Source organism: Desertivirga brevis (assembly GCF_017355835.1).
Genome location: NZ_JAFEWF010000009.1, coordinates 298,549 through 321,755 on the forward strand (window position 1 = coordinate 298,549; position 23,207 = coordinate 321,755).

The following is a 23,207-nucleotide window of genomic DNA, read 5'->3' on the forward strand; positions in this document are numbered from 1 at the left end:
TGATATTTGACCATTTAGGGCTAGGGCTGGTCTACCCTAATTTTATGACTTAAGTGCTCTTTTTCAGGAGCTTTCCGTGTGAACCGGTCGGCAAATGTAAGAGACTTATTTTAAATCTGCAAAAAAATATAAATTAAAATAAATTAATTATAGGATTTGCAGTCACTCTTCAGCAAAAAAAGATGTTGAAGCTAATCGTTAAAATTAAAATAAGAATAAATGAATCTAGAAATACTTTCAATAAAAGAGCATGGCGATGCTACTAAAGAATACGTTATGTTACGTGCAAATGCCACTATTGATTTAGGGAATTACGCAATAGTGGATACAACCTTCAACAAAAAAGGGGGCGTGTCAAATGTGATGAGACATTATTATCGTTTCCCAAAAGGACATATGGTTAAAAAAGGGCAGTTCATTTCCCTGTGGACTTGCAAGGGTACCAACCGAACTGGTTTAAAAACGAACCATGGTGACCCGCTTCATAGGTTCTATTGGGGGTCGTCTCATGCTATTTGGAATGATAGTAACACTGATGTTGCTGAATTGCTGCTGGTTAAAACTTTGGAAAAGACAGCTGCATAACGATAATTAATACCAGGCTGACTGTTGTTTACAGTCAGCCTATTTACTAAATCTGATTAAATGATAAAAAACTTTAATACTCCTAGAATAACTAAAGATACGAGACAAAAGATCGCCGACGCGATCATTAGCCAGGGATTGGCGTATAACGGAAAGGTAAAGCAGGCTGATTTTTTAAACAGGTTGTATGACCTTAGAGAAATGCCATCTACAGATTCCCGCCCCCAATACAACAATGCATATAAAGATATACACCAGCACGCTGATATGAATCCTCAAGATTGGGATGAAGGCTGGGTTTTCACAGACGAAAGGCTGAATCTGATGCATTGTTCTGATGAAGAATATTTAAATTTTCTTCATTTGACGGTATTGCCCATTTTGCGGGAAAACGATGGTTCAGCTCAGGAACTGGTCATCATTTACAATAAATACCTGAATAAGTACGGCTTCGGGATGGCTAAAGAGAAGGAAACAAAAGATGGGGCTCCTATATTTTCCATTGGTCCATTAGATATGTTACAAAATGTCCAGGCAACGAAATCGGTAGAGCTCAAAAAGTATCTGGACTCTGATTACGTACATAAGAAAATAGATTTGATGAATCAGGCAGCAAACGAAGATACTGATGTGGCTATCGGTACTGGTAAGGAGCTGTTGGAGACAATATGCAAGTCTATTTTAAAGCAGAAGAATATTGCTGCGGACAAGGATTGGACATTACCGCAGTTACTGAAAAATACGACTGCAAGTATAGATCTTAAACCGAAAGGGGTAGAAAATCCAGATAATGCGGAGCGTTCAATTAAACAGATACTAGGCGGTGTATCTTCCATTGTTCAGGGTATGACTGAGTTAAGAAATTCTTATGGTTCCGGGCACGGTAAAGACAATGATTTTAAGGGACTTGATCCTGTTTATGCGAAACTTTTCACCGGCATGGTTGCTGATACATCCCTTTTCTTTTTAGGTGTTAATGGCAAGACTGAATTAGAAGAGTAAGTAGGCATTTTGCTCTTCTAATTTTGTCAATTAGATAGGCATTAAGTTCAGTATCAACTTATAGTAGGCCCTGCGGTTTTTGTTGGGCCTACTAATTCATCCCCCGGAGTAGAAACTTGGATGAAACGGAGAGCCATAGTGCTAGTTTTGTATTTTATAATGACAGGTGGAGATAGAAATAGAGGTAATCTGCAGTGTTGTGATCAAGTAACCCCCATCTGCCAACATTTAAGAAGATATAAGTAAGTTAAAAAACAGTAGTAAAGTCTGGCCTGTCGGGTATCGCATAATTTAAAGAACCCTTTAGTAACTAAAAATTACCCTCTCACCGCTCTAGCGGTTTCCTGAAAACGCTATATTTCATCTTGGTTTCGTCATCTAGAATGCTCGTAATCGCACCGATATCCAGTAAATTAAAAAAAGTTTCTTCACTAGTGAGTGCAGCGAACTTCATTGCCTCGTAGTATCCCGTGTAAGTAGTGGAAGTTAGTACGCAAATTAGAAAAGTAACGGATGACGCTAACCAATTTATGTCCAAGATGAGTGTAGCTGAGGAAATAAGAATAGCCAAAAAAACTAAAATCAATCTATTAGCTGATTTTAATCTAGCGAATATGCTATTTGCTACAAAAAAGGCTGCTAATACCCAGAAGTTTGGATAGTTCTTGGTAACTAAGGAATAAGTTAAAAATGATACTAAAATGGCTACAGTATAAAGCACTAGCTTTTTATTATCAACAAGAATTTGTGACGACACTTTTGCTAAAATTCCGGGGTTATAATGAACGAAATTTAAACGAATTCTTCTATTTAATAATTGCTTTTTGAAAAAGTTGTAGTTACCAAACTCCTTGGAATCAGGTAAAAATACCTTTAGTTTCTCATCAAATGATTCCGAGCTGTAAGACAAGTCTTCTTCATTCAAAGGGTTAAACAAGATGGTTAATAAAATTGGGTTCGCAAAATCTACGAAAGTGAAATTATTGAGAGTATACAGGGAGAAATTTTGTTCTGAGCACAACCTCTGTAAGGCTGCAATAGGAGGATTCGTACCACCCGAAGTAGTTACAAAGCAGCCATATTTACGCTTTTCGTTTACAGCATCTTTGTTCCTAAAAACCAAGAAAAATATGTTACCATCAGCGCTACGCAATTCTCCGTGACAATTCTCAGTCAATTCATCTACATCCCAACTAGTGTCTGGGAACGTAGCTTTTATCTTGCTTGTAGGTTCAAAGATATTGGAAAAGCTTGATATTTGTTCGGTATCATTCCCTCCTTCGTTATTTATTAATACTAATTCAACCGTCATAATAAAGACTACGATTTTAGCTACTCCGACATGTAAGGGCAAAAATCTAAACTCGAAGTAATTATACAAATTATTTACTACTTAAAGAGTGTAGGTAAGCATTAGAATTGGTGCAGTAATACTTCCTTAATTTGTGAGGATGAAATTTACGGCGTTAAAATTTCATCTTGGCTTTTACGATGGCAACAGTTGCCCTCTGATGCAGGCAATGTTATGTTTTTGGGTTTGGGAAAAAATCTCAACGCTTATGTTTAGCTACGGGCGGTATTTTTGCCTCAAAACCTCGCCTTTTCAGCCATTGGCTCATTTTTCTGGTTGTGCAAAAGGCAAATGGGAGCTATCCCGAAACAGAATAAAAAAATTCAACAGCTGATAACGACTTCTAATAAATTTTACTCATTTGCAGATGAAGGGGGTATGCCCTTTCTTTATTCATTCGGCTTAAAGAATAACGCAGCTATTTCATTTTCACCTATAACAGATTCATCAAAAATGCAATTGCTAACCCAAAGCGTAATCTTTTACGTTTTTAAGCAGGATTTGTCATTTTACAGCATATTCTGCAACAGCCTTGTGGTAGAGGGATGTTGTCTTAACACTAACTACTTACGTGAATTTGCACTTATTAATAAAAAATCCTGAAATCTTACTACCTTCCCAACTCAATTGAGTTTAGAAAACCTTACTCTGTAACAACCTAATTAGAACAATTATATTATGACAGCAATTCCTGTTTCTCTGGATCCTTTATATAGAAGATACGAACCGGCCATAAACTCGGAGCATGCATTCCTATGCGATATGCAGACTTTGCAAATGCAAGGATTGCAAGGTATTTTGGTGACTAGTGAACCGGCCGTATCAGAAACTGATAGGATAATAAAGAAGATAGATAAAAAAACCCTTATTTAATGGCAATCACATTTTTAAAAGGCTCAGAGCTTAATACTGCTCTTGAACATCTTATCGAAGACGCGGATAATTACCTATATCTTATTTGTCCTTATTTTCATTTGCATGAGAAGCTGAAAGTTGAATTGAAGGATAAAAGGGATCAACCAAACTTGAAAATTGTAGTCATGTTTGGGAAAAACGAAGAGGGTATTCATAAGAGTTTAAAGAAGGAGGATTTTGACTTCCTGAAAACTTTCCCAAATATCGAAATACGTTATGAGCCCAAACTTCATGCGAAATACTACGCCAGCGAAGATCGGGCTATCATCACATCTTTAAACTTACTTCAATACTCCCATGATCATAATATTGAGGTGGGAGTTATAATGGATGTAAAAGGAATCCTCGGAAGTCTTGGAGATTTAGTGAGTTCTGGAAATAGCGCTGAAGGCGACTCTTACTTATATTTTGAGAAAGTGATTAAAAATTCTGAATTAAAGTATCAGCGTGTGCCCACATTCGAAAAAGCGATGCTGGGGCTCAAGAATGAATATAAGGGTTCAAACGAAAAAGTAGATCTTCTTTCCGAAATCTACGAATCCTCCCCGTTTAAAACGCTAAAATATAAATGGGAAAGTAAACAGAATGACGATAAATCTGAAAATAATAAATGGGCAAACAACTCGCATTCGGAGGGGAAGGGATATTGTATTCGCACTGGCCAACAAATACCTTTTAATTTAAAGAAACCGTTTTGTTCCCAAGCGTTTAGTACTTGGTCACAGTTTGGTAATAAGGACTACGCAGAAAATTACTGTCATTTTTCCGGAGAGGATTCCAACGGTAACACGTCTTTCGCCAATCCCATTTTGAAAAGAAACTGGCGAAAGGCTAAGGAGCTACATAAATTTTGAAGCAAGGCAAAAAGTATTTCGAAAAAAGGTAAGTCAACTAATTCGCCTAATGTTTTTGCGCAATGACAATCTCCCCTAACATATTTAAGATAGACAAAGAACACCGGTTGTTAAGAACGTTAACTAAGACTGATGATATCATTAACACAATCATAAAAGATGCCTTTAGTAAAGCTGGTTTGAAGTTGCAAAAAAGAGATTTAGAGCTGACTGAATTTAAAAAAGGTAATATTACTTATTATCTTTATCTACACTCTATCCCCGAAGCGCAATCTGAATGGGCAAGCTTTCTACCTGAAGAGTTAACGGGCAATACAGATAAGTTTAATCAGACGAAAATTTCCTTAATCCTTTTTATTAATACTGAACATGAATTGTACGCGATAGTTGGTGGAAATGCCTTTAGGATTATTGTTAATTTTATTGATCACTTGTTTGGACTAACTACCTACGATCGTATAATTTCGCTCGACGGCGACGAAGCGACTTCTACCAAGTCTAGGGGAATTACCGGTCAACGAATTGGAATGAGTGAACAGTTTAGGGACCAATATAAGATGATAAATTATCTTCAGTTTGGAAAAATTCCTAAAGAGCTACACGTAAAATTGAATGTACAAACTGTAAACGATCATTTTAGTTTTCTTCTATCAAAACCCTCGGATCGCTTAAATGTAACGTTTGGCAAAGCTATTCGAATTAATAAGCAAGTAGACTTTAACACCCTACATCGCTTGGTGGAAGAACTTGGTGTCATATTAGAGATGGCACCACAAGATTTACTTAGTTCTTATATTCAAATCAGAGATTTAAATCTCATTGATGAACTGCAAAAGGAATTAAATCGTCGGATATACAACAATATCCCAGTTATTCTTGGGACCAGTAATAGCTATAAAGATAATTTTGAATTTGATTTTTGCAGTCCCAATAATATTGAGGCATTTTACGAAGCAGAATCATATCAATTGAAAGAAAAGAGAGAGGATAAACATGAGCCTTTTGCAACTGTCACAGACAAGGATATAATTTATGATACGGTAGTGCGGCGAGCTTATGAGCTTCACGGAAACGACGAGACTTCAATTTTATATTATCTACGTGGAGTAAGAATCCATTGCTACTTAGGCAAGAAACAAACTACCAGCAGTGGTTTTTTTTATCATTTCAATGCGGAGCTAAGTATCAGAGACGAACCTGTTTTTTTAATCGACACGAAATGGTATAAGTTAAAGGACGCATTTGTACGAAGCTTAACCGCCCAAACAGAAATTTTATTTAAAAGTTCGAAATTAATGCCGGGAATTTTAAATAAGAGTTGGGATAGAAAACTGGGGACAAAAGCAAAACTTATTGATGAGGGAGATTATAATAAGTTATATAATGGCCTACCTGGCTATTTTGTTATGGATACCATTACCCCGGATGGCGTTGAGCTTTGTGATATCATTTATATGACGTCCACAGAACTTTATCTAATTCATGTAAAACACAGCTTCACCGCTCGAGTTCGCGAATTAACAAATCAGATATCGATAAGTGCTAGAAGAGTTTCCGAAGCCGTGGCGGCTAAAAATCATTCCTATTTTCAAAGAGTTTACAGTTCTATTTTAAAAAAAGGTAGAAGTGTGAATCAACTAAATGAGAAACAATTTGCAGATCTCTTTTTCGAAAGAAAACTAATATATGTCTTTGCAACAGCGTCGCAATTTGAAAACGATCCTCTCATTGAGGATAATATAAGTTTATATAAATCAAATATAGCTCGCTTTTCATTAACAACCTGTGCTAGCGAAGTGCGTACAAACTATAGTATTGACTTTTTAACCTGTCAAATTAAAAGAGGGTGAATTCTATGCTAAATCAAGAAGATATTTACCAGCTAATCTATAAAGAACAGTGGGAGAAACTGCTCGAAATCCTTCACCGGCAAAAGGAGGCATTAGCATCGGACTCTCTTTTACTTGCGGCCTCTAAAACAGTAGAAAGAGAGTTTTTTAGAAAGGTGGCAGAGTTTTCTGATGACAGAGATGACATCGCAGTTGTTCTGGAGACATTTTATTTATTGAATCACGGAAACTTTTATAAACTAGAAAAACACAATGTAGAGAAATTGGGAGATCAATTATCCTTGAGGCTACCCAAACAATACCGGCACCTTTCTTCCGAATTAAAAAAAAGAAGAGCGGAGGAACAAGAGCAGGTTAGAGATTTTTCTGTTACACCTAGCGAGCCTTCCGATGTTTTGCCTGATAATTGGATTGAAATATATAATCGCCTGTTTGAAATAATGGATGTAAAGGGGGATGCTGCTACATATTTTTCTGGCCCGCGATTTATTAATATAGTTAAACAAATAAAACCCTATTTCGCTGACTATAGCCAATATATCAATCAAAGAGAAGCCGAAGGCAAGAGCACTACAAGGAAAATTTACTATTTTGATATTTTAAAGGAGCTAAGTTTTACCGAAAGGATAAAGACTATAAATTCTATTCTGGAAATAATCAGGCCCTACGATAGGGAGCGAGTAGAAGCAATAGAGTTTTTACTTTATAATAAAAAACCTCACGATCTTAAAAAGGAAAGCCCGTCAAAGGTAAAGCCCATCGTCTTTATATCCTACTCTTGGGACGACGAGGAGCACAAGACATGGGTTTTGGATTTAGCCAACAGACTGATTTTAGATCAAGTTGATGTTAGAATTGATAGACAGCTACTACGAGCAGGAACTAGTCTTCAATATACCATTGAGCAGTCTATAGCTAAGGCAAACAAAATCCTTATCATTTTTACTCCAAATTATAAAGAAAAAGCTGATCAACGAAAAGGCGGAGTGGGCTACGAATATTCTATTATGAATGCAACCCTGTATGAAAACCAAACTATTAACGATAAAATTATTCCAGTTTTAAGAAAAGGTTCTAAGAAAGCCAGTATCCCTGAGTTTATGCAACAGTATATTCATATCGATTTTAGGCGTAATGAAAATTTCGAAAACAGTTATAATGACTTAAAAAGGGAGATCTTTAATGAGCCAGCATCATTTCAGTGATAAATCTGACAAGAATGTGTCTGGAGGGGGCAGTATGTTCCTGTACGTTTTTTCGGTAGCACTTCTTCTGGCTCAATGACCTTCGTTTTTAGGGGTCAACATGCTCCGGTACAAAGAGCATTTATCTCTGAGGAGGGGTCAGTATCCGCCGGAATTGCATGCATTTAAGCGCTGCAAGCGCATTTTGCTACTTATAAAATAGCTGGCAAAAGTGGGGTCAACATAGTCCGGAATATCCATTGAAAACACTATCGATCATGAATTACTACAAATTGATTCAACACCAATCTATTTTAGTGATATTCCAAGTCTTGCTATAAAAAAGTATATCACGTCATCCCACGCAGAAATTATTAAGCTCCAATGCTTATTTTTCGACCAAATAGTATACTAGCTTTAAGAAAGGGGAGAACTAAGCCACAAGCACTATTTGAGACTTTTAAAGTTGGGAACGTGAGATTGTCGGACTTTGAAAGTGTCCAGCAAGGCCTTCTCGATTCTTTAATATCAGATGGTTATTTGAGAGTTGGTGAAGATGACTGCTTAGAAGTTGCAAAAGTTTTAATGATCGTCATAGCAGGCCGCCTTCGCGAAAACGGTGCAATGAGCTATTGGCATTATGTGGATGTTATGCGTAGCAAGATTGACGTCTTAGTTGAGGAAGGATTCTTAGAATTTACAAATAAATTGTTTACTTCTGATGAAATAAGCTATCTCAACTTCCTTTTAAACAAAAAGGAATTCAGTAACGGGATGGACCTCAGGAATAAATACCTTCACGGCTCAAATAACAGATTTGGGGAGCAACAGGAGGTTGACTATTGCACTTCTTAAGAACCTTTATTTTAATCTTTTAAAATTAAAGGACGATTTTGAACTTTACGAGCGATATATGAAAAAGGAAGCTTGAACAGAGCTCTCTCAAGCTTCCTTTTTCTTTAATGCTGGTTATTCTCTTGCTGCTTCCACGGCTATGTGTCCGGCAAAAGTGGTTACAAAGGTCTTCAAACCAGTTAGTTCAGAAATTCCTTCAAATGCACCTGTATTTACTGCTGTACGAGGACTCGTCAGGATAGCTGCAGATGTATAAAGCTGCTCCCTAACCAGTTTTTGACAAAGAATGTCATATCGTTGCAGATATGAAGCGCCCTGGAAGTCTGGAAAAACTGGAAAGTGGGGAGATTTGTCACGCACCGAGCGTCTCGACTCAGGAGCATCTTCAACAACCATTAGCCAACCTACAAAAGGCCGTGGCTGTTCTCCAAATGCATTTTCCCTATAAGCTGTCCAAAGGTCATGAGCTGTACCAATAGCTTCCTCCGTACGGTTGTTGAAGTTATTTCCAAAGGAGGGTCCCACCTGACTCTTTAGCTCAATAGCAGCAATCAGACGATTATTGTTTATTACAAGCAAATCCCACTGCTTGGTAGGCCTAAAATACCCAGGCAATGTTACTACTGATTTGTTTCTGTGAATTTGCGCATGGGCAAGTCCATTCGCTTCTACGAGATCAATAATGAGTGAAATGAAACCATCCATGTTTTTCCCGGAAGTAACCCCTGCTCGCTCACCCTGATCAATTACACCTGTTTCTATTTGTTTCTGTTTTGCCTTTTCACGATTACCCCAGAAGGCTTGTATAGCCTCCTTGGCTTTTAATTCGTAATTAGCTAATTCTAATGCCATGTTTAATTATTCTCCATTAAATATTTTTGCTCTTCATCCGTCAGACCGTACATTCCGTAAACTACTTTATCTATTTCGCATTTTACTCCTTCTTTGATAGCCTGAAATAGTAAGATTTTTACTTCCTCTGAAATTGTTTCCCATTTTGGAATACAAATCCGGCGTAGGTATTGCGCCTGGAAACGTAAATATCCGCCTCGCATTTGGGTAGAATAGGCAGATACGAATAATTTGGCAATTCCCGAACAAAGTACAGCCTGGAGAGCTTTGAGATCCCATGAGTCGGAAATTATGTAGTACAAATTATGATGAGGGTAATATTCTCCCTTGTCATAGACAATATGAGCGTGGCCTTTAATATCAGGAATAAGAAGTTTTTCAGTGCTCTTCAATGAGGGATATATCCGATCAATTGTTTTATACCAATAGTTTTTTGCATTCCTAACACAATGTCTTTGAACAATAATTTCTTTTCTTTCTTCAAGATAAGCCTTCAACATAGGATATTTATCAAGGTCTACTAAACCTCCCTCGTCGTTGAACGGATTAAGAACACCCTTGCCCTTCCAAACAATATTTCCATTTGAAATATCCCGAGTCATGACAAGTGGTAGCTTCCTGTCTGCCTCCACATTCATTTCTGAGAAATTGCCTAAAAATGCTTTATCTGCTCCTGTTGCTACTCCAATACCGACTTTGCATTTTGCTTCCTCTATACTCGGAAATAAACCTTCCAGCCGCCGAACAAGACTTAACTCTGCACTTGAGTTGAGCAGCCAAGGTTCTTCACCGTTTGTAGCACCTTGGATTTCCCGATAGGTGTTTGAAGAACTTCCATCAGAAGTTAATGCCCCCGCTAGGCTCGACAGATTTTTCTCATTTATACTTTCAGTAATCGCTATGCGGGTTGCGCCAGGTTTTGCTTTAGAAATAAGCGTAATAGCGGGATATGCAGAGACATCTGATAGAAAGGCATTAAAGCCGGTCATATCTACATATATCTTTAAATGATATTCGGCAGAGACAAATCTGCGCAGCGGGCCGCCATATTGATTCTTCATCCATCGGTCTGAACATATAAAGCAAAGATTTCCTTTGTTGTTAAGAAGACTCAGGGACCTTTCAAAAAAGGGCACATAGAGGTCAGCCCTGTCATAAATAGTAGTATATAAAGCTTTATATACCGAAAGTAGGTTATTATCTATAAGTTCCTGACGGACATAAGGTGGATTTCCGATTACCAGGTCAAACCCATGTGGCATTTCTGTCAATAGAAAATCTCCTTGGACCAACCATGAGTCTACTATTTCTTCGGCTGATTTACCAACAATACCATATTTACTTAGAAGCCTAAAAACTTTTTCTTTTGTTTTTGCAAAGCTTTCAGTATGTAACTCTACTCCGGTTATACATCCAAACAGATCCTCTGTTTTTTTATCAGATAAGCCCACCCATTGGTCTAAAAGGCGCTCAGCCGCCGGTATAAGGAAGTCGCCCTGACCAAAAGAAGGCTCAAGTAACTTCAAATTGTGTAACGTTTTATCACGGGTATAGCCAGCCAGGTCAAGAATAAATTCCACCACCGGTCTTCTTGTAAAGATTGCCCCACGTTCTGTCTCATTAGATTCAGACATAGCCTTTACAGCAGCCTCAACTTTTCCGGTTATTAAAGAGGATTTATAAAAGTCGAAGGTCCCCGTAAAATTCACCTCCTGCTCTTCGCCCTTCAATATCATAATGTATGTGTTTGAATAAGGAAGTAAAGATAAACGATCATTTGTATAAGTCTGATTAGTTTTGGCAGATTAGCCAGGTGATTCTCGTCACATTTCTCTCCATACGTATGGTATAGAGAGAAAAGAACATTTACCTTTACCATCAAGTTATGACGAAAACATCATCCCAGCTTGTTAAATTTACAAAAGACCTAATTCACAATGTGGCGGGCTTTGATGATATAATTGATAAGGCACTAGAACCTGTAAAAGATTATACAGATACTTTGGCTGACCTTGTAGCGCCTTTCAAATCGCTGCTTTCTCTGATTTCCCTTCGAAGGAAATTGAGCTTGAAAGCGTTCCTTACCAACTACTCACGCGTGCTATCACAAGATTATACAATTGACGAAAAGGAAACAGAGCAATTGGAAAAATACCTTTCCAAAGAAGAAAATCTGCATTTTGTAACAGAGGTCATTGAAAAAGGGGTCCAAGCTCGTTCCATAAAATCTTCCGCAGTTCTTGGCATCATGGCCGGTTCAATATTAAGAGAAAAACGAGAGCTCAACTTGCTTGATCTCATTCTAATAGACTCCCTTGCCGAAATGAATGATATTGACATGCAAAATTTTATGAGTTTAATAGAAGGAGGTATGTCAATTAGGGCGGATGGTAAACTAGAACTTGATGAGGAATATCGTACGCGAGACATTTATCAAGAGGATAGTTGGGGGCTTTCTCAATTAAGCCGCGAATCTCTCGAAATTACAATTGAAAAATTAAAGAGGACAGAAGCGTTATCGTTTGGTGAAGGAGGGATTGGAAGTGTTGGAAATGCAAGAGGTGCATTTGTTTTTACAGCTGCAACCGAAGAGCTTTTCCGGATTATAGAATCGTCTGGAGTGATGAAAAGTTCTTAACATTAGATTCTCTACCGCCGCAACATATCATGGATTAAAATACCATCGGTTAAAGAAGTCAAAATGGGAATCAGTGGGGCTCCTAAATACAATGCTGCATTAATCCGATGTCTACCATCACCAATACAGGGTTTCATATCAGTAGAGAGAAAAATTCTGGGAGGAAGAACATGAATGCCATCCATCCAGCACTGTAAAATAGCATCTGTTTTTTCATTCCTGAGTTCTGGTTTATATAAACCTACCTGGGATAAGATTCGAACATTACCGCATACCAAGGTATTCACCAGCTGCTTAACATTTATATTCTGAATAAGAATTTCAAAATTTTTATCCGCTTTCAAATGCTCAAACTGGAGCGGGAGAAGCTGATGGTCAATGTCCGTAATCCAAAGGGGCGAAACCATTTTATAGTTGACAGGGAGAAAGTTAGATGACTTCTAGAAGTCGTAACGGCATTCAGAAAGCAATTGAAATTAACTAAGGGCAATACTAGAGTAATTAGTTAATATTCTTCTGAATTTCCGTATTTGCGGAGTTCGCACTTCAAGTTCTTCAGCTTCTTCTGTCATACTCAACATCATATTGTAATTTTCCTTCGCTTTTTGGATATTGAAGGACCCAGGGGATATTGCATCCCGATCGATAGAATTACTGTTGATATACCAGATGAAAAGTTGCAGTTCTTTGGAAGTAGGCCGGTCTGGAATGTCACATCCCTGGTGATGTTCAAATGCCATTAAGTTACCCCTGTCAAATAGGATAACAAGAGGCGATGTTTTACTCCTCCTGAATTCCCTTTTGTTTCTTAGCTTATCAAAAGGCTTGGTAGTTTCCATAAAGCCTAAACCTTCAAATACTGCGGCAAGCTCCTCATCGCATTGGTAAATCTTCATCTTAGTATTTCCTATACCCAAAAGTAAAGATTTAAAGGAAAGTTTTTCTAGTCAATTTCACCTTCTTATTGGAGTTGTTTGCGCTTTTCCAGGTTGATTACGATATTATTATTTTCTTCGGTTATAGTATAGCCTCCTCCATTTCTATTAAGACGAAATGTAAGCTTAGGGTTGGCAATAACAGGGAGATTTTCAAATACCCGGTTAAGATATTCTCCAGGATTTTTCTTCAACATTGCCTCGATCTCTAGAAGAGCCTCCCGCAGTTTAACATATTTAAATAAAGCTAAATTGCTAGTCCCCGACATTGAAGTTCCCATTCCGAGGCCAGCATAAACCACACTGGGAGCAATTTCAACTGGACTATTTATTTGATGAGCCCTTAACAATTGCCGTTCGGGTGATGAAATTGTTGTGCTAAGTCCGATAACGTCTTTAATTCGGCAATTCTTTATTGATTCGGGCCAATTCTCATGAATAATTTTAATCAATTCGGCATTAGACCAGTTTCCGTGTTTGAAAACATTTAGAAGGTAAGCGGTTTCTTCACTGAATCTTATAAACACTACTGGTCCTGTTCTTTGTATAAATCCATCTTTTTCAACAATGGAGCCTAAATGAAGATGATGAATATCCCAGTCATAAAGTAGTAGATCATTATTGCTGGCTCTTTTTACCGCTCTGCTCAAGTAAGGTCTAAGCTCAGACCCCAAAGAAATTTTCAATTCTAATTGTTCAAGTCCCGCATATAGTTCGGGAGGACAGCTAAACTCCCTTGACTTTAGAATCTTTCGTTTTTTAGGCGCTACTATTCTTTTTAAATAAGCAAAGTAGGTAATCCCAATTAGGTCATCGTCTAACTCTTCTGTATTATAATTCTCTTTATTGAGAATATCTTTCACCAGATTATGCCAGTCCCTTAAAAGATCTATTCTTGTTGTCTCAAGCATATTAGTTAAATATAGTACAAAGATCTAATCCGCTGTTCTAACAAAGTACCTTAAGGGTACAGGGTTTCTTTATCATAAATGGTTTCACCGATTTTATTTATTTAGAAGTCTAAATGGTTTATTGCCGTTGTCATACGTTTCTTTTACAATTACCAGGAACTTACGTAAGTTAAGCTGGTCAAAGTAATGTTCAGCTATTTTATTTCCAACTGATCTTTTAGGTCTAATCTTAAATTAAAAAACAACTTTACTATTACTACCGCTACTTTTGTTTGCTATTCCCGCTGCAGAAAGAATGAAACCTGGATATTCATTGCCTAGATTTATTATATTAGACACCAGGATGGGGGCAGCCTTCGCTAGAATTTAGCTTAAATTAGATCACAATTGTTGTTATGCATGAACAAATACTACTAAAAAATAAAAATCTTATAATCAAAATTCATCTTGAGGAAATTGAAAAAGATGATTTAAAAATTTTTAAAGAAAAGCAACTGCTTATCATTCGGGCTGATGGGGCCCCAGAAATCTACGAGATAGATGAGTTAGGACAAATTGCAATTGCTGAGAAGGAAGAGAAAGTAAACTGGAGGAGTTTTGCTAAAGAGAACATCCGCAACTTTTATAAGAATCTTCTCCAAAGTAGATATAGCGAAATTGAACACCTTGTGATTTTAACAGGGGCTGGAAGTTCTGTTGGGATTGGAGAAGGGGAGAATGTCGGATTAACAATGGCTGGATTGTGGAATGCTCTACTTAAAGAGGATCAAGGGTGTTTAGAAAGGTTAATTAGGTGTACAAAATACGGCAACTTGGAAGATGGGAAGGAAATAGACCATCAAAAAATTGAGAAGGACCTAGAAGCGCTATTGTCTAAAGCAGGTATGATGAATTCTGTAGCTCCTCACAAACAATTGGATGAAGACATCAAAACGGTTAAGAAGTTCATCGTAAAAAAATGTACTTTATGTCTCTCCAATACAGCTCCCCACCAAAGCTTTTTAAACAAAACTACGTTAAGACCTCAAAAGTATCCGAGAGTTAAACTCTTCACCTTGAACTATGATACCCTCTTCGAAGATGCAGCGGGAAAGGAACGTTTTACCGTAATAGATGGCTTTACCTTTTCAAGTCCCAGGATTTTTAATGGGAAATACTTTGATTATGATATTATTGAAACAAGACATAGTAGGCAGGACAAGCATGATAGCATCATTCCAAAACTTTTCTATCTATTTAAAATGCATGGTTCTTTGACTTGGGAAAAGAAAAACGGTGAAATTACGCAAAGCGATTCCATCGAGGATGTAGTAAACAGGGTTATGATTTTTCCCCAAGATAGCAAGTTCGAATATTCTTATGAGCAACCATATTTTGAAATGATGGCCCGATTCCAGCAAGCTCTCAGAACTGAAAACACGTTGCTGATTACAATTGGTTACAGCTATCTTGATAAACATATTTCTTCAGTTATAATAGAGTCTCTTAAACAAAATCCTTCCTTAAATTTGATAACTGTTACTTATCCTGTTGTCATTGGTACAGATAAAAGTTTTCAAGCAGAACTTCATTCAATTACGGAGTTGCAAAGCCGTGTTACAATGATAGCAGAGACCTTCACTGACTTCACTTTGAACTACCCGGAGAATAATGCACATAAGAGGTTTGATATGCTTGAGGAATTGAATCAAAGCTTGAAGAAAATTAATTTAACTACCAACGTTCTATAAATGAATCCATATTCTGATAGCAGATTCGTTGGCTACGTTACTGCGGTAGCACCTACTCTCACAAAAGTTCACTTTCCATCTTCTACCCTGTTGAAGAAGTTTTATAAATCGGATGAAAGTTACCATGCTTTAACAGGAAAATACGTCATCATAGAGGGAGGCTCGTGCGGTTTCTTGGGTAAAATAATTGAGATCGCTTTACCGGAAGGTGAGCGACTGGAGTTTACTGAGTCAAAATTCGATAAACAGGCATTCCACCCCACCGGAAAAGTTGAAATACTAATTTGTTTTGATAACTACGAGATGTGTGCCCAGAAAGGACTGGAGAGTCTGCCACCTGTAAGTGCAAAAGTTTTTTTAGCTGATAATGCTTTTATTGGTAATCTCCTAAAAAAGTTTGGTCAAACTGGATCTTCGAAAACTGATCAATCAGCTACGTTTTTAAGATTAGCTCACCTCGCGAATGATGAAAGTAATTTAGTTCACATTTCGGCTCAAGCACTTTTTGGCAGACATTGTGCCGTTATCGGCACCACGGGTGGCGGTAAAAGTTGGACGGTGGCTAAAATGCTAGAGGAAATAAAAGTTAATAACGGTAAGGCCATTCTGATTGATGCAACAGGAGAGTATGAGACTCTTAAGGGTGATGGAAACGAAGTTGATTACTTCAAATTCAATGAGCTTAGTGAAAACGGTATCTATTTTAACTATAGACGTTTACGAGAAACCGATCTGTTCGCCCTAGTGCGTCCCGCAGGTCAGTCTCAGCTTCCAAAGATTCAAGAAGCTATGAAAAGCCTCAGGCTGGTTAATCTTCTACTCCAAGAAACTGAAAACTTAAAAAGTTATGATGCACTTTTAGACAGACCAAATGAACAAACTTTTACAACTTTAAAAAAGCAGGGTTTTGAACATGATAAAGAAATAATTAGGCTACTTAAACGATATTCAGCAGCTTTTATTCCTGATTGTAATTTTGATATTCAGGGTCTTTGTAACCAACTTGTGAAAGAATGTTATAATGATACGAGAGCGAGGGAGAACTGCACTTCTCTTATTTCTCGAATTATGCTAACCATTAATGATCTTTCGTTTTTGAGTGTTTTCGACTTTAAGAATGAAAATCATATAGCAGGTGCAAAAGAATTCGAGTCCACGTTTTCAAAATTTATTAGTTCAGAGAAAAAAATCCTTATACTTTCAGTTGCCCAGGTGTCAACAGAAAATAGACTACGAGAAATATTAGTCAACTCTATTGGACGTTTTCTACTAGATAAAGCACTTTCAAAAGCTTTCAGGGGGACTAATAAGAAAAGCCTATTATTATTTCTTGATGAGGCTCACCTTTTCCTTAATAAGCGAATAAAAGATGAGTTTTCCATTGAAGTTGAGCTGGACGCATTCGAGCGAATAGCAAAAGAGTGTCGGAAATTTGGCCTATTTTTGGTGTTGTCAACGCAGATGCCCAGAGATATTCCAAGGGGAGTGTTGAGTCAGGTGGGAGCATTCATCGTACATAGGTTGATTAATCAGCAAGATAGAGAAGCGATTGAATATGCTTGTTCGGAAGCAAATAAAAGCGCCTTGTCCTTCTTGCCAATTCTTGGGTCCGGAGAGGCGCTGATTACAGGAGTAAGCTTTGCAATGCCTATGGTTTTGAAAATACTTCCGCCTGCTATTGAACCAGATTCTTCCACTCCGGCCGTTCTATAATTTATGAAGAATTTGAAGCTATCGTTAAGGAGTCGAATGATTGTCTTTTCTAGTTTTATCAGAAGAATTCCTATTCTTAAACATGTGGTGGTACTTTATTTTTGGTAAGCTTTTTTGCTTTCTGATAGTTGTATTAATGCTATTTTGCTTCCTTCTAATGGATGATATGAAGGCAAATAGCTAATATAACCCCAATCCACAAGGTCTCTAATTTTGACATGATATGTGCTAAAAGACCTGATCTTACTGCGAGTCATAATATTCTTGCGACAGCTAAAGAATTCAACCTTGAAGTTTTTTTCTTCCCATATTGTCAGAATGGCTAAATAAAGACTGATATGAGTTCCTTGAAGCCGGGAGTCTGCCAGTGCAGTCTTCAGTGCTTCGGATATTTTTTCTTGTTGCATAATCATTTGCTTACTGGTAGTTCTGATTACTTACAAACCACTGCTTAGAAGTCTGGTTATTTCATCCTTTGAGTAATAGATGGCTCCGCCGATCTTATTGAATTTTATAGTCCCGTTAATCCTTAAATTCTGCAGGGTGCCGGGTGATATTTTCAGCATAGTCCTTACTTCTTTACTTCTAAGCCATTCACCAGGTGCTGGATTCTCATTCTGATGCTGGTGTCTGATGAACTCGAAAAGCTCCTGTTTAAACAGTTCCAGATCTTTTTTAGTCAGTAGTTGGTCTGCTTCCATTGTATTAATTTTTGCTTTGCTAAGGAAGGAAAGAGTAGGCCGGTTCTCTGGTGCCTTTCTGGTAGCCACCTGAAGATTTTTTAAAGTTTTTGATGCGATGGGAAGTGTTAATGATCAATTATCGACACTAAGTTAGGCTGAGGGCTGCTGAAGCGGGCAAAAGCTTCCGGCATAAACGCTCATTCCCTTGTTCTCCTGTGTCCATTTATTCCTTTTCCTTTTGCCCTTGATTGCCCTCAGCCTGCTGATGCGCCATAATTAATTCATTCATCACTTAAAAAATCTAATTATGAAAAAGCTTCAGAATCAATTGGCAATGTTTCAGGTTTCAGAGATCAAAGTTATTTATCAGCCAAAGCTAAAGGCTTCAGAAAGACTTTCGGTAAGCTGTTCAAAAGATGTATTTAACGTTTTTCGTCAAAGTTGGGATATGAACAGGATTCAGTTAGTGGAACAATTCAAGATCCTGTTATTAAACAGGGCCAATAAGGTGCTTGGAATTTATGAGGTATCTTCAGGTGGAATGTCAGGCACAGTAGCTGATCCTAAGTTAATCTTTGCAGCTGCTTTGAAAGGATATGCAGCAGGAATTGTTCTTGCCCATAATCATCCTTCAGGAAACCTTAAACCAAGTCAGGCTGATATAAATCTTACCCGTAAGATCAAAGAAGGAGCGATGCTGCTGGATATAGCCGTTCTAGACCATATTATACTTTCTCCTGAGGATTCTTATTATTCATTTGCAGATGAGGGGCTTTTATAGCCCTTTATTTTTACTCTAGCTTTTAAAGTATAGGGAACCATGCATAAAAAAAGCCAGAAGGCTGCCCCCTCTGACTCCTCCAGGATATTTTAATTTTACCTGACTTGTATCTCAGTAGCAAATCTAGCTAAACTCAATAAATATGAAGGCGTGTTATTTGATTTCGGGAAGGAGTTACTTTTAAATAGCGTAACGTTTGCAGATGGCTTTAGCTACAGCTTCAAGCAACTGATAATCTCCTAATGAGGCTTCCCTGATCTGCCAGATACCGTTCCCGCCCTTTTCCATTGTAAACTCTTCGTCTTCGAGGCTAAATTTGATACTGGTCGTCTCCTTATTAATCATCCTGGTTAGTATCCTGTAAGTATAATCCCGGTTTCCAAAAGTAATTCTTAGTGGCAAACTCATAAGCGGTAAAAATATAAAAAAGTCAATATTCTGATATTAAGAATCCTGAAAGGCTGCAAAGGAAGTGACGAAATCTGTTGACAGATAGGACGAATAGTTATTTCTATGAAACAATTGTTAAATTAATATTAAAATAAAATCAATGTCACCATTTTTGCAACAAAGGTGAGCTAACTTTAGGAATCTATCATATTAAGTTGATTTCTATGCCTATTGATTTTTATAATGCAAGTTTCAAAGATTTCGAAGATGTTCCGGGTCTTAATGTTTGGGAGCGGACTGCTTACTTCAATCAGTTTCTGAATTATCTTAAGAGTCAGGACCGCCTGAATTACCGCATGCTTTCAGATAGTCCCTGTTCCCCGGAGATGGAAGTAGTTGTTGATGGCTACAAACCCAGACGAATGGTAAGCTTTGTCTCCAATGACTATCTCGGATTCTCCCAGCATCCGAAGATTAAAGAGGCTGCAATAAAAGGAATTGAACAGTTTGGTGCCGGCTCTGGTGCTTCTCCTGCAATTGGAGGTCACTTCAGCTATCATCAAATGCTGGAGGATAAGATCGCGGGGTTTTTCAGGAGGAAGGATGCGATTCTTTATACAACCGGTTATAATGCCAACAGCTCTTCTTTAATGAGTTTATTCAGGAAGCAGGACCTGGTTATTCTGGATATGGCAGTACATGCCAGTATGTACGAAGGCTGTTCCTTTACCAATGTTAAGACCTTTCCCCATAATAATCTTGAAGCGCTTGAAAGAATACTTCGGAACACTGCTGATGCATACCGTACCAGGGCGGTGGTAATCGATGGAGTCTACAGCCAGGATGGAGATCTTGCTCACTTGGATCGGATTGTAGCATTAACTAAGAGTTATAGTGCTTTTCTGATTGTCGATGATGCCCATGGAACAGGGGTTCTTGGGAAAACGGGAAGAGGTCTTATTGAGGTATATGATCTCTTTCAGGAAATAGATATGATCACAGGAACCTTTAGTAAAACCTTTGGTAATATTGGTGGATATGTGATCGCAGGTACAGAGATTATAAACTATCTCAAGTATCAGTCCCGTCAGCATCTGTTTTCTGTTACAGGAACCCCAGCGGTACATGGAATTATAAGAGCTATTGAGCTTATTGATGAGGAACCGCACTGGATGAATTACCTGTGGCACAATATCGATTATCTGAAGAAGGGTTTGCTTGACCTGGGATTCAACATCGGAAACACTCAGTCTGCAATTATCCCTGTTAAAATAGGAGACCCCGTACTAAATGCTGCTGCCGCCCGGATCCTTTTAAATGCCGGTATCTATGTCAATCCCATTATGTACCCTGCGGTATCTAAAAAGGATGCAAGGATAAGGCTCTCTGTAATGGCAACCCATACCCGTGAGCAGCTTGATAAAGCCCTGAATGCTTTCAATGATGTAAGAAGTCGACAATAAATATTAATAACAAAACCTGCACTTATTACTATGAAGAACAAGGATGAACATGAAAGACTAAAAAGTAAAGAATTTACAAAGAAGAGATTCCTGGAGGCGGTCGGGGAAATATTTATGGAGGAAGGGATCTCCGAAATAGGGATAAATAACGTAGCCAGGAGAGCCGGCTTTGATAAGAAGCTTATCTATCGATACTTCAAATCCCGAACCGGATTGCTTGATGCTTACATTGAGGAGAAGGATTACTGGCTGAAGTTTCAAAAGGGAATTCTGGAATCAATAAATTGCGAGCCTGACTCTCGTCGGTATCCGGTTATTGTCGCTGATATTCTGAAAAATCAACTGGAATATTTTTTTCATGATAAGGAAGCGCAGAAAATTATCTTAGCCGAGATAAGTGGCGATGAGCAGCTGTTAGAGAGCGTATCAAGGGTAAGAGAGCAGCTTGGAGAGGATATCTTTGCAAAACTTGACCCTATATTTCAACGGGCGAATATCGACTTTCGGGCCTTATCATCGCTTCTGGTAGCAGGGATATATTACATTGTCCTCCATGCCATTTTCAATGGAACGACGTTTTGTGGAGTGGACATTAATAGGGAGACAGAAAGGGAGAGAGTAGGGAAAGTAATTGAGTGGGTGATATTTCTGGTTTTTAAAGCTGCAAAGATTGGTTAGTTAAGCAGGTTGCAATTGAACGTGGTTCTGCGTTTTAAGAAATAGCCGGCTACTAATTCTTAAATTTCTTTAAAGGCAGGTTCCATTCCGGACAGCAATGAAATCAATATTTTAACCCGGGAACCGAAACTTTGAAAGGTTAAGAATATGTATTTCCTTGTGCAAGGGTGAGGTCTGTGTAATGTGAGGGTAGCAGACAGAACTCCGGAGTTGGTTTTCTATAGTAGCAGTGGCTATAACACTATAAATATCTTTTTAACAACTCATCAATATTTAAGGGAGTAGCAGTTATTTTTTTATAGAAGCATGTTAAAACGAAATCACTTCTATCATCAGCATCCATGATGCCGACAGAAGTAAACCATTTGCCTAATCCTGTACTATCTGTCCACAACCTCCACTGACTACGGAGGTGTTTACCTAAAGTAAAATGAGCGTTACTTGTAAAATCAAGTTCACTCATTTCCATGAATTCAATTTGGTCCTCTGGAGAGACCATAATGGTAAGATAGTTAACAGCTTCTTTTAATGATTCTGGTTCCTGCATTCCGATAGCTAAAATTATAATTGATTTAACAAGGCTAAAACATTGGTAAGAATTGGCGTTTTTCTTTATACTATGCTTTTTCCTCTGTTAAGTATCAAAAGTTTCAGAATACAGTTTAACCTTTATGGGTAGTTAATGTGTCAGCGACGTTTCATCCGGGAAAGACCATTGATGGCTTGTAGTGTTAGACTGTTTGCAATAATCTTGTCTCGACGGCTTAAAGTCGCAGATTCTTGACATGGAACCATTCCCTGTTTTCCATCAGAATTAGTGAAATCAGAAATCTTGAAGCTGAAAAAGTTGTTACGGATGTTATAGGTGACTATATAGTTATTGTGATCAGAATCATCGCATTGAAACTTGTATTGAATTTTTAAAATACCTTTGACTGTATCAATTGCAATAATATTTCCTTCCGGTTTCATTCGTTGACCACTTTTCGGATCTATTCTCCCTGTAAAATATTCAAAAATATCTTCCCTGGATGTATTTGGAACTGAATGAGATCCTTCTCTTGGTACATTAAAGATTGGCTTTTGTTTTTGCTGTGCATGGCCTTTCATCTGATAAAAAAGTAGGATACTGCAAAAAATGGAATAAAATGTTTTCATAGGTAGAAGTATTTAATTATCTACGCTATTATATAGGTAAATAATTACAAAATGGGTGACATGCTAAAAATATAAGTTGGGAATTTTATCTACGTGCTAAACTTTTTTCGCCGGATTTTTCTTTGAATATACATTAGTATTCTTTTTGGTGGGGTGAGGGCGATAATGGATAGTCTCAGGCATCCTCTGAAGTGCATTTGAAATAGATGAACTTTCGTAATACCATCCAAGCTTAACGAAATATTCTTTAATTTCAGAAATCGTCCGCTCTATTGTTATAAAATCACTTTTCACTAAGTGGTATTTAATACCATAGACTATGGTTGGGGGCTTTTCTAATATTTTCAGCGCCGGACTTTTATTATTACGATGAAAATTAAGGACAACTTCTCTGAAATTCTCTGGTGGGAGTATCTCTTCCGTAGATATGTCTTTCAATTCAATATTAAAGAAGCTAAGAATTTTGTAAAGCAAGTCAATGCCATAGTTAGCTTCTCCAGCCTCTATATTGGCGACAGATCTTTTAGAAAGGTCTACACAGATAGCAAAATCGTGCTGAGATAAGCCAGTTGCCTCTCTCAGAGATTTGATATTTCGGCCTATTAATTTCTTGTTTGCAGGCGACATTCTGCAAATCGATAAATTGGAATGATTTCAAATGGTGCATGATTTTGTTTTA

At 37.7% G+C, this 23,207-nt stretch carries 24 protein-coding genes; 12 read left to right on the forward strand and 12 right to left on the reverse strand.

The genetic code is table 11. The features are described 5' to 3' along the window. Positions 1-219 precede the first annotated feature (219 nt). Positions 220-585, forward strand: a complete 366-nt coding sequence (locus J4N25_RS20835) for a lamin tail domain-containing protein (protein WP_207423733.1) — start codon at positions 220-222, stop codon at positions 583-585. Positions 586-645: 60 nt separating this feature from the next. Beyond that, positions 646-1,587 carry an abortive infection family protein gene (locus tag J4N25_RS20840; protein ID WP_207423734.1) on the forward strand — a complete coding sequence of 314 codons (942 nt, stop codon included), beginning with the start codon at positions 646-648 and terminating at the stop codon, positions 1,585-1,587. A 325-nt stretch (positions 1,588-1,912) separates the two neighbouring features. On the opposite strand, the gene J4N25_RS20845 is transcribed toward J4N25_RS20840, so the two are convergent. Next, positions 1,913-2,899 (reverse strand): hypothetical protein, encoded by a 987-nt coding sequence (locus J4N25_RS20845; protein ID WP_207423735.1) that lies wholly within the window; start codon positions 2,897-2,899, stop codon positions 1,913-1,915. 911 nt (positions 2,900-3,810) lie between these two features. Here J4N25_RS20845 and J4N25_RS20850 point away from each other — a divergent pair. From J4N25_RS20850 to J4N25_RS20865, 4 genes are all read left to right on the forward strand, one after another. Next, positions 3,811-4,707, forward strand: a complete 897-nt coding sequence (locus tag J4N25_RS20850; RefSeq protein WP_207423736.1) for a phospholipase D-like domain-containing protein — start codon at positions 3,811-3,813, stop codon at positions 4,705-4,707. 62 nt (positions 4,708-4,769) lie between these two features. Beyond that, positions 4,770-6,557 (forward strand): DUF6119 family protein, encoded by a 1,788-nt coding sequence (locus J4N25_RS20855; RefSeq protein WP_207423737.1) that lies wholly within the window; start codon positions 4,770-4,772, stop codon positions 6,555-6,557. Between the two features lie 5 nt (positions 6,558-6,562). Next, on the forward strand, positions 6,563-7,762 hold the full coding sequence (locus J4N25_RS20860) for a toll/interleukin-1 receptor domain-containing protein (RefSeq protein ID WP_207423738.1): 1,200 nt from the start codon (positions 6,563-6,565) through the stop codon (positions 7,760-7,762). Positions 7,763-8,125: 363 nt separating this feature from the next. Beyond that, positions 8,126-8,596 (forward strand): hypothetical protein, encoded by a 471-nt coding sequence (locus J4N25_RS20865; protein ID WP_207423739.1) that lies wholly within the window; start codon positions 8,126-8,128, stop codon positions 8,594-8,596. A gap of 114 nt (positions 8,597-8,710) precedes the next feature. Here the strand turns inward: J4N25_RS20865 and J4N25_RS20870 are convergent, their stop codons facing one another. Then, positions 8,711-9,448: a PaeR7I family type II restriction endonuclease gene (locus tag J4N25_RS20870; protein WP_207423740.1), complete on the reverse strand. Its 738-nt coding sequence runs from the start codon at positions 9,446-9,448 to the stop codon at positions 8,711-8,713. A 2-nt stretch (positions 9,449-9,450) separates the two neighbouring features. Beyond that, positions 9,451-11,184 carry an Eco57I restriction-modification methylase domain-containing protein gene (locus J4N25_RS20875; protein ID WP_207423741.1) on the reverse strand — a complete coding sequence of 578 codons (1,734 nt, stop codon included), beginning with the start codon at positions 11,182-11,184 and terminating at the stop codon, positions 9,451-9,453. Positions 11,185-11,333: 149 nt separating this feature from the next. Between J4N25_RS20875 and J4N25_RS20880 the strand changes: the two genes are divergently transcribed. Continuing rightward, positions 11,334-12,086, forward strand: coding sequence for a hypothetical protein (locus J4N25_RS20880; protein ID WP_207423742.1), 753 nt, complete (start codon positions 11,334-11,336; stop codon positions 12,084-12,086). 11 nt (positions 12,087-12,097) lie between these two features. Here the strand turns inward: J4N25_RS20880 and J4N25_RS20885 are convergent, their stop codons facing one another. From J4N25_RS20885 to J4N25_RS20895, 3 genes are all read right to left on the reverse strand, one after another. Further along, positions 12,098-12,493 carry a ParB N-terminal domain-containing protein gene (locus J4N25_RS20885; protein ID WP_207423743.1) on the reverse strand — a complete coding sequence of 132 codons (396 nt, stop codon included), beginning with the start codon at positions 12,491-12,493 and terminating at the stop codon, positions 12,098-12,100. 69 nt (positions 12,494-12,562) lie between these two features. Continuing rightward, positions 12,563-12,982: a hypothetical protein gene (locus J4N25_RS20890; protein ID WP_207423744.1), complete on the reverse strand. Its 420-nt coding sequence runs from the start codon at positions 12,980-12,982 to the stop codon at positions 12,563-12,565. Between the two features lie 65 nt (positions 12,983-13,047). Next, the gene (locus tag J4N25_RS20895; RefSeq protein WP_207423745.1) at positions 13,048-13,932 is read right to left on the reverse strand and encodes a hypothetical protein; all 885 of its coding nucleotides are present in this window, start codon (positions 13,930-13,932) and stop codon (positions 13,048-13,050) included. A 395-nt stretch (positions 13,933-14,327) separates the two neighbouring features. On the opposite strand from J4N25_RS20895, the gene J4N25_RS20900 reads away from it, so the two are divergent. Both J4N25_RS20900 and J4N25_RS20905 read left to right on the forward strand, forming a co-directional pair. Then, on the forward strand, positions 14,328-15,662 hold the full coding sequence (locus tag J4N25_RS20900; protein ID WP_207423746.1) for an SIR2 family protein: 1,335 nt from the start codon (positions 14,328-14,330) through the stop codon (positions 15,660-15,662). Further along, the gene (locus J4N25_RS20905; RefSeq protein ID WP_207423747.1) at positions 15,663-17,375 is read left to right on the forward strand and encodes an ATP-binding protein; all 1,713 of its coding nucleotides are present in this window, start codon (positions 15,663-15,665) and stop codon (positions 17,373-17,375) included. Positions 17,376-17,470: 95 nt separating this feature from the next. Here J4N25_RS20905 and J4N25_RS20910 read toward each other — a convergent pair whose 3' ends face one another. Beyond that, entirely contained in the window at positions 17,471-17,782 is a 312-nt protein-coding gene (locus tag J4N25_RS20910; RefSeq protein ID WP_207423748.1) for a hypothetical protein, read from the reverse strand. Between the two features lie 30 nt (positions 17,783-17,812). Further along, a complete protein-coding gene (locus J4N25_RS20915) occupies positions 17,813-18,145 on the reverse strand; it encodes a helix-turn-helix domain-containing protein (protein ID WP_369410874.1) in 333 nt (110 codons plus the stop codon). A gap of 220 nt (positions 18,146-18,365) precedes the next feature. Between J4N25_RS20915 and J4N25_RS20920 the strand changes: the two genes are divergently transcribed. Next, positions 18,366-18,839, forward strand: coding sequence for a JAB domain-containing protein (locus J4N25_RS20920; protein WP_207423749.1), 474 nt, complete (start codon positions 18,366-18,368; stop codon positions 18,837-18,839). A gap of 180 nt (positions 18,840-19,019) precedes the next feature. Here J4N25_RS20920 and J4N25_RS20925 read toward each other — a convergent pair whose 3' ends face one another. Continuing rightward, positions 19,020-19,247: a hypothetical protein gene (locus tag J4N25_RS20925; RefSeq protein WP_207423750.1), complete on the reverse strand. Its 228-nt coding sequence runs from the start codon at positions 19,245-19,247 to the stop codon at positions 19,020-19,022. 206 nt (positions 19,248-19,453) lie between these two features. Between J4N25_RS20925 and J4N25_RS20930 the strand changes: the two genes are divergently transcribed. Next, positions 19,454-20,692 (forward strand): aminotransferase class I/II-fold pyridoxal phosphate-dependent enzyme, encoded by a 1,239-nt coding sequence (locus J4N25_RS20930; protein WP_207423751.1) that lies wholly within the window; start codon positions 19,454-19,456, stop codon positions 20,690-20,692. Between the two features lie 30 nt (positions 20,693-20,722). Then, positions 20,723-21,370: a TetR/AcrR family transcriptional regulator gene (locus J4N25_RS20935; protein ID WP_207423752.1), complete on the forward strand. Its 648-nt coding sequence runs from the start codon at positions 20,723-20,725 to the stop codon at positions 21,368-21,370. Between the two features lie 241 nt (positions 21,371-21,611). Here J4N25_RS20935 and J4N25_RS20940 read toward each other — a convergent pair whose 3' ends face one another. The 3 genes from J4N25_RS20940 to J4N25_RS20950 form a co-directional block, all read right to left on the reverse strand. Beyond that, positions 21,612-21,917, reverse strand: a complete 306-nt coding sequence (locus J4N25_RS20940; RefSeq protein ID WP_207423753.1) for a DUF6794 domain-containing protein — start codon at positions 21,915-21,917, stop codon at positions 21,612-21,614. Between the two features lie 140 nt (positions 21,918-22,057). After that, entirely contained in the window at positions 22,058-22,528 is a 471-nt protein-coding gene (locus J4N25_RS20945) for a hypothetical protein (protein WP_207423754.1), read from the reverse strand. 96 nt (positions 22,529-22,624) lie between these two features. Continuing rightward, a complete protein-coding gene (locus J4N25_RS20950; RefSeq protein ID WP_207423755.1) occupies positions 22,625-23,155 on the reverse strand; it encodes a helix-turn-helix transcriptional regulator in 531 nt (176 codons plus the stop codon). Positions 23,156-23,207 lie beyond the last annotated feature (52 nt).

Bases quoted from the DNA above. Each gene is read 5' to 3' on its own strand.
- J4N25_RS20935 (WP_207423752.1), top strand. From the start codon at position 20,723: ATGAAGAACAAGGATGAACATGAAAGACTAAAAAGTAAAGAATTTACA.
- J4N25_RS20910 (WP_207423748.1), bottom strand. From the start codon at position 17,782: ATGCAACAAGAAAAAATATCCGAAGCACTGAAGACTGCACTGGCAGAC.
- J4N25_RS20840 (WP_207423734.1), top strand. From the start codon at position 646: ATGATAAAAAACTTTAATACTCCTAGAATAACTAAAGATACGAGACAA.
- J4N25_RS20925 (WP_207423750.1), bottom strand. From the start codon at position 19,247: ATGAGTTTGCCACTAAGAATTACTTTTGGAAACCGGGATTATACTTAC.
- J4N25_RS20930 (WP_207423751.1), top strand. From the start codon at position 19,454: ATGCCTATTGATTTTTATAATGCAAGTTTCAAAGATTTCGAAGATGTT.
- J4N25_RS20880 (WP_207423742.1), top strand. From the start codon at position 11,334: ATGACGAAAACATCATCCCAGCTTGTTAAATTTACAAAAGACCTAATT.
- J4N25_RS20855 (WP_207423737.1), top strand. From the start codon at position 4,770: ATGACAATCTCCCCTAACATATTTAAGATAGACAAAGAACACCGGTTG.
- J4N25_RS20895 (WP_207423745.1), bottom strand. From the start codon at position 13,932: ATGCTTGAGACAACAAGAATAGATCTTTTAAGGGACTGGCATAATCTG.
- J4N25_RS20885 (WP_207423743.1), bottom strand. From the start codon at position 12,493: ATGGTTTCGCCCCTTTGGATTACGGACATTGACCATCAGCTTCTCCCG.
- J4N25_RS20890 (WP_207423744.1), bottom strand. From the start codon at position 12,982: ATGAAGATTTACCAATGCGATGAGGAGCTTGCCGCAGTATTTGAAGGT.
- J4N25_RS20905 (WP_207423747.1), top strand. From the start codon at position 15,663: ATGAATCCATATTCTGATAGCAGATTCGTTGGCTACGTTACTGCGGTA.
- J4N25_RS20835 (WP_207423733.1), top strand. From the start codon at position 220: ATGAATCTAGAAATACTTTCAATAAAAGAGCATGGCGATGCTACTAAA.
- J4N25_RS20940 (WP_207423753.1), bottom strand. From the start codon at position 21,917: ATGCAGGAACCAGAATCATTAAAAGAAGCTGTTAACTATCTTACCATT.
- J4N25_RS20945 (WP_207423754.1), bottom strand. From the start codon at position 22,528: ATGAAAACATTTTATTCCATTTTTTGCAGTATCCTACTTTTTTATCAG.
- J4N25_RS20870 (WP_207423740.1), bottom strand. From the start codon at position 9,448: ATGGCATTAGAATTAGCTAATTACGAATTAAAAGCCAAGGAGGCTATA.
- J4N25_RS20920 (WP_207423749.1), top strand. From the start codon at position 18,366: ATGAAAAAGCTTCAGAATCAATTGGCAATGTTTCAGGTTTCAGAGATC.
- J4N25_RS20900 (WP_207423746.1), top strand. From the start codon at position 14,328: ATGCATGAACAAATACTACTAAAAAATAAAAATCTTATAATCAAAATT.
- J4N25_RS20875 (WP_207423741.1), bottom strand. From the start codon at position 11,184: ATGATATTGAAGGGCGAAGAGCAGGAGGTGAATTTTACGGGGACCTTC.
- J4N25_RS20865 (WP_207423739.1), top strand. From the start codon at position 8,126: ATGCTTATTTTTCGACCAAATAGTATACTAGCTTTAAGAAAGGGGAGA.
- J4N25_RS20845 (WP_207423735.1), bottom strand. From the start codon at position 2,899: ATGACGGTTGAATTAGTATTAATAAATAACGAAGGAGGGAATGATACC.
- J4N25_RS20950 (WP_207423755.1), bottom strand. From the start codon at position 23,155: ATGTCGCCTGCAAACAAGAAATTAATAGGCCGAAATATCAAATCTCTG.
- J4N25_RS20850 (WP_207423736.1), top strand. From the start codon at position 3,811: ATGGCAATCACATTTTTAAAAGGCTCAGAGCTTAATACTGCTCTTGAA.
- J4N25_RS20860 (WP_207423738.1), top strand. From the start codon at position 6,563: ATGCTAAATCAAGAAGATATTTACCAGCTAATCTATAAAGAACAGTGG.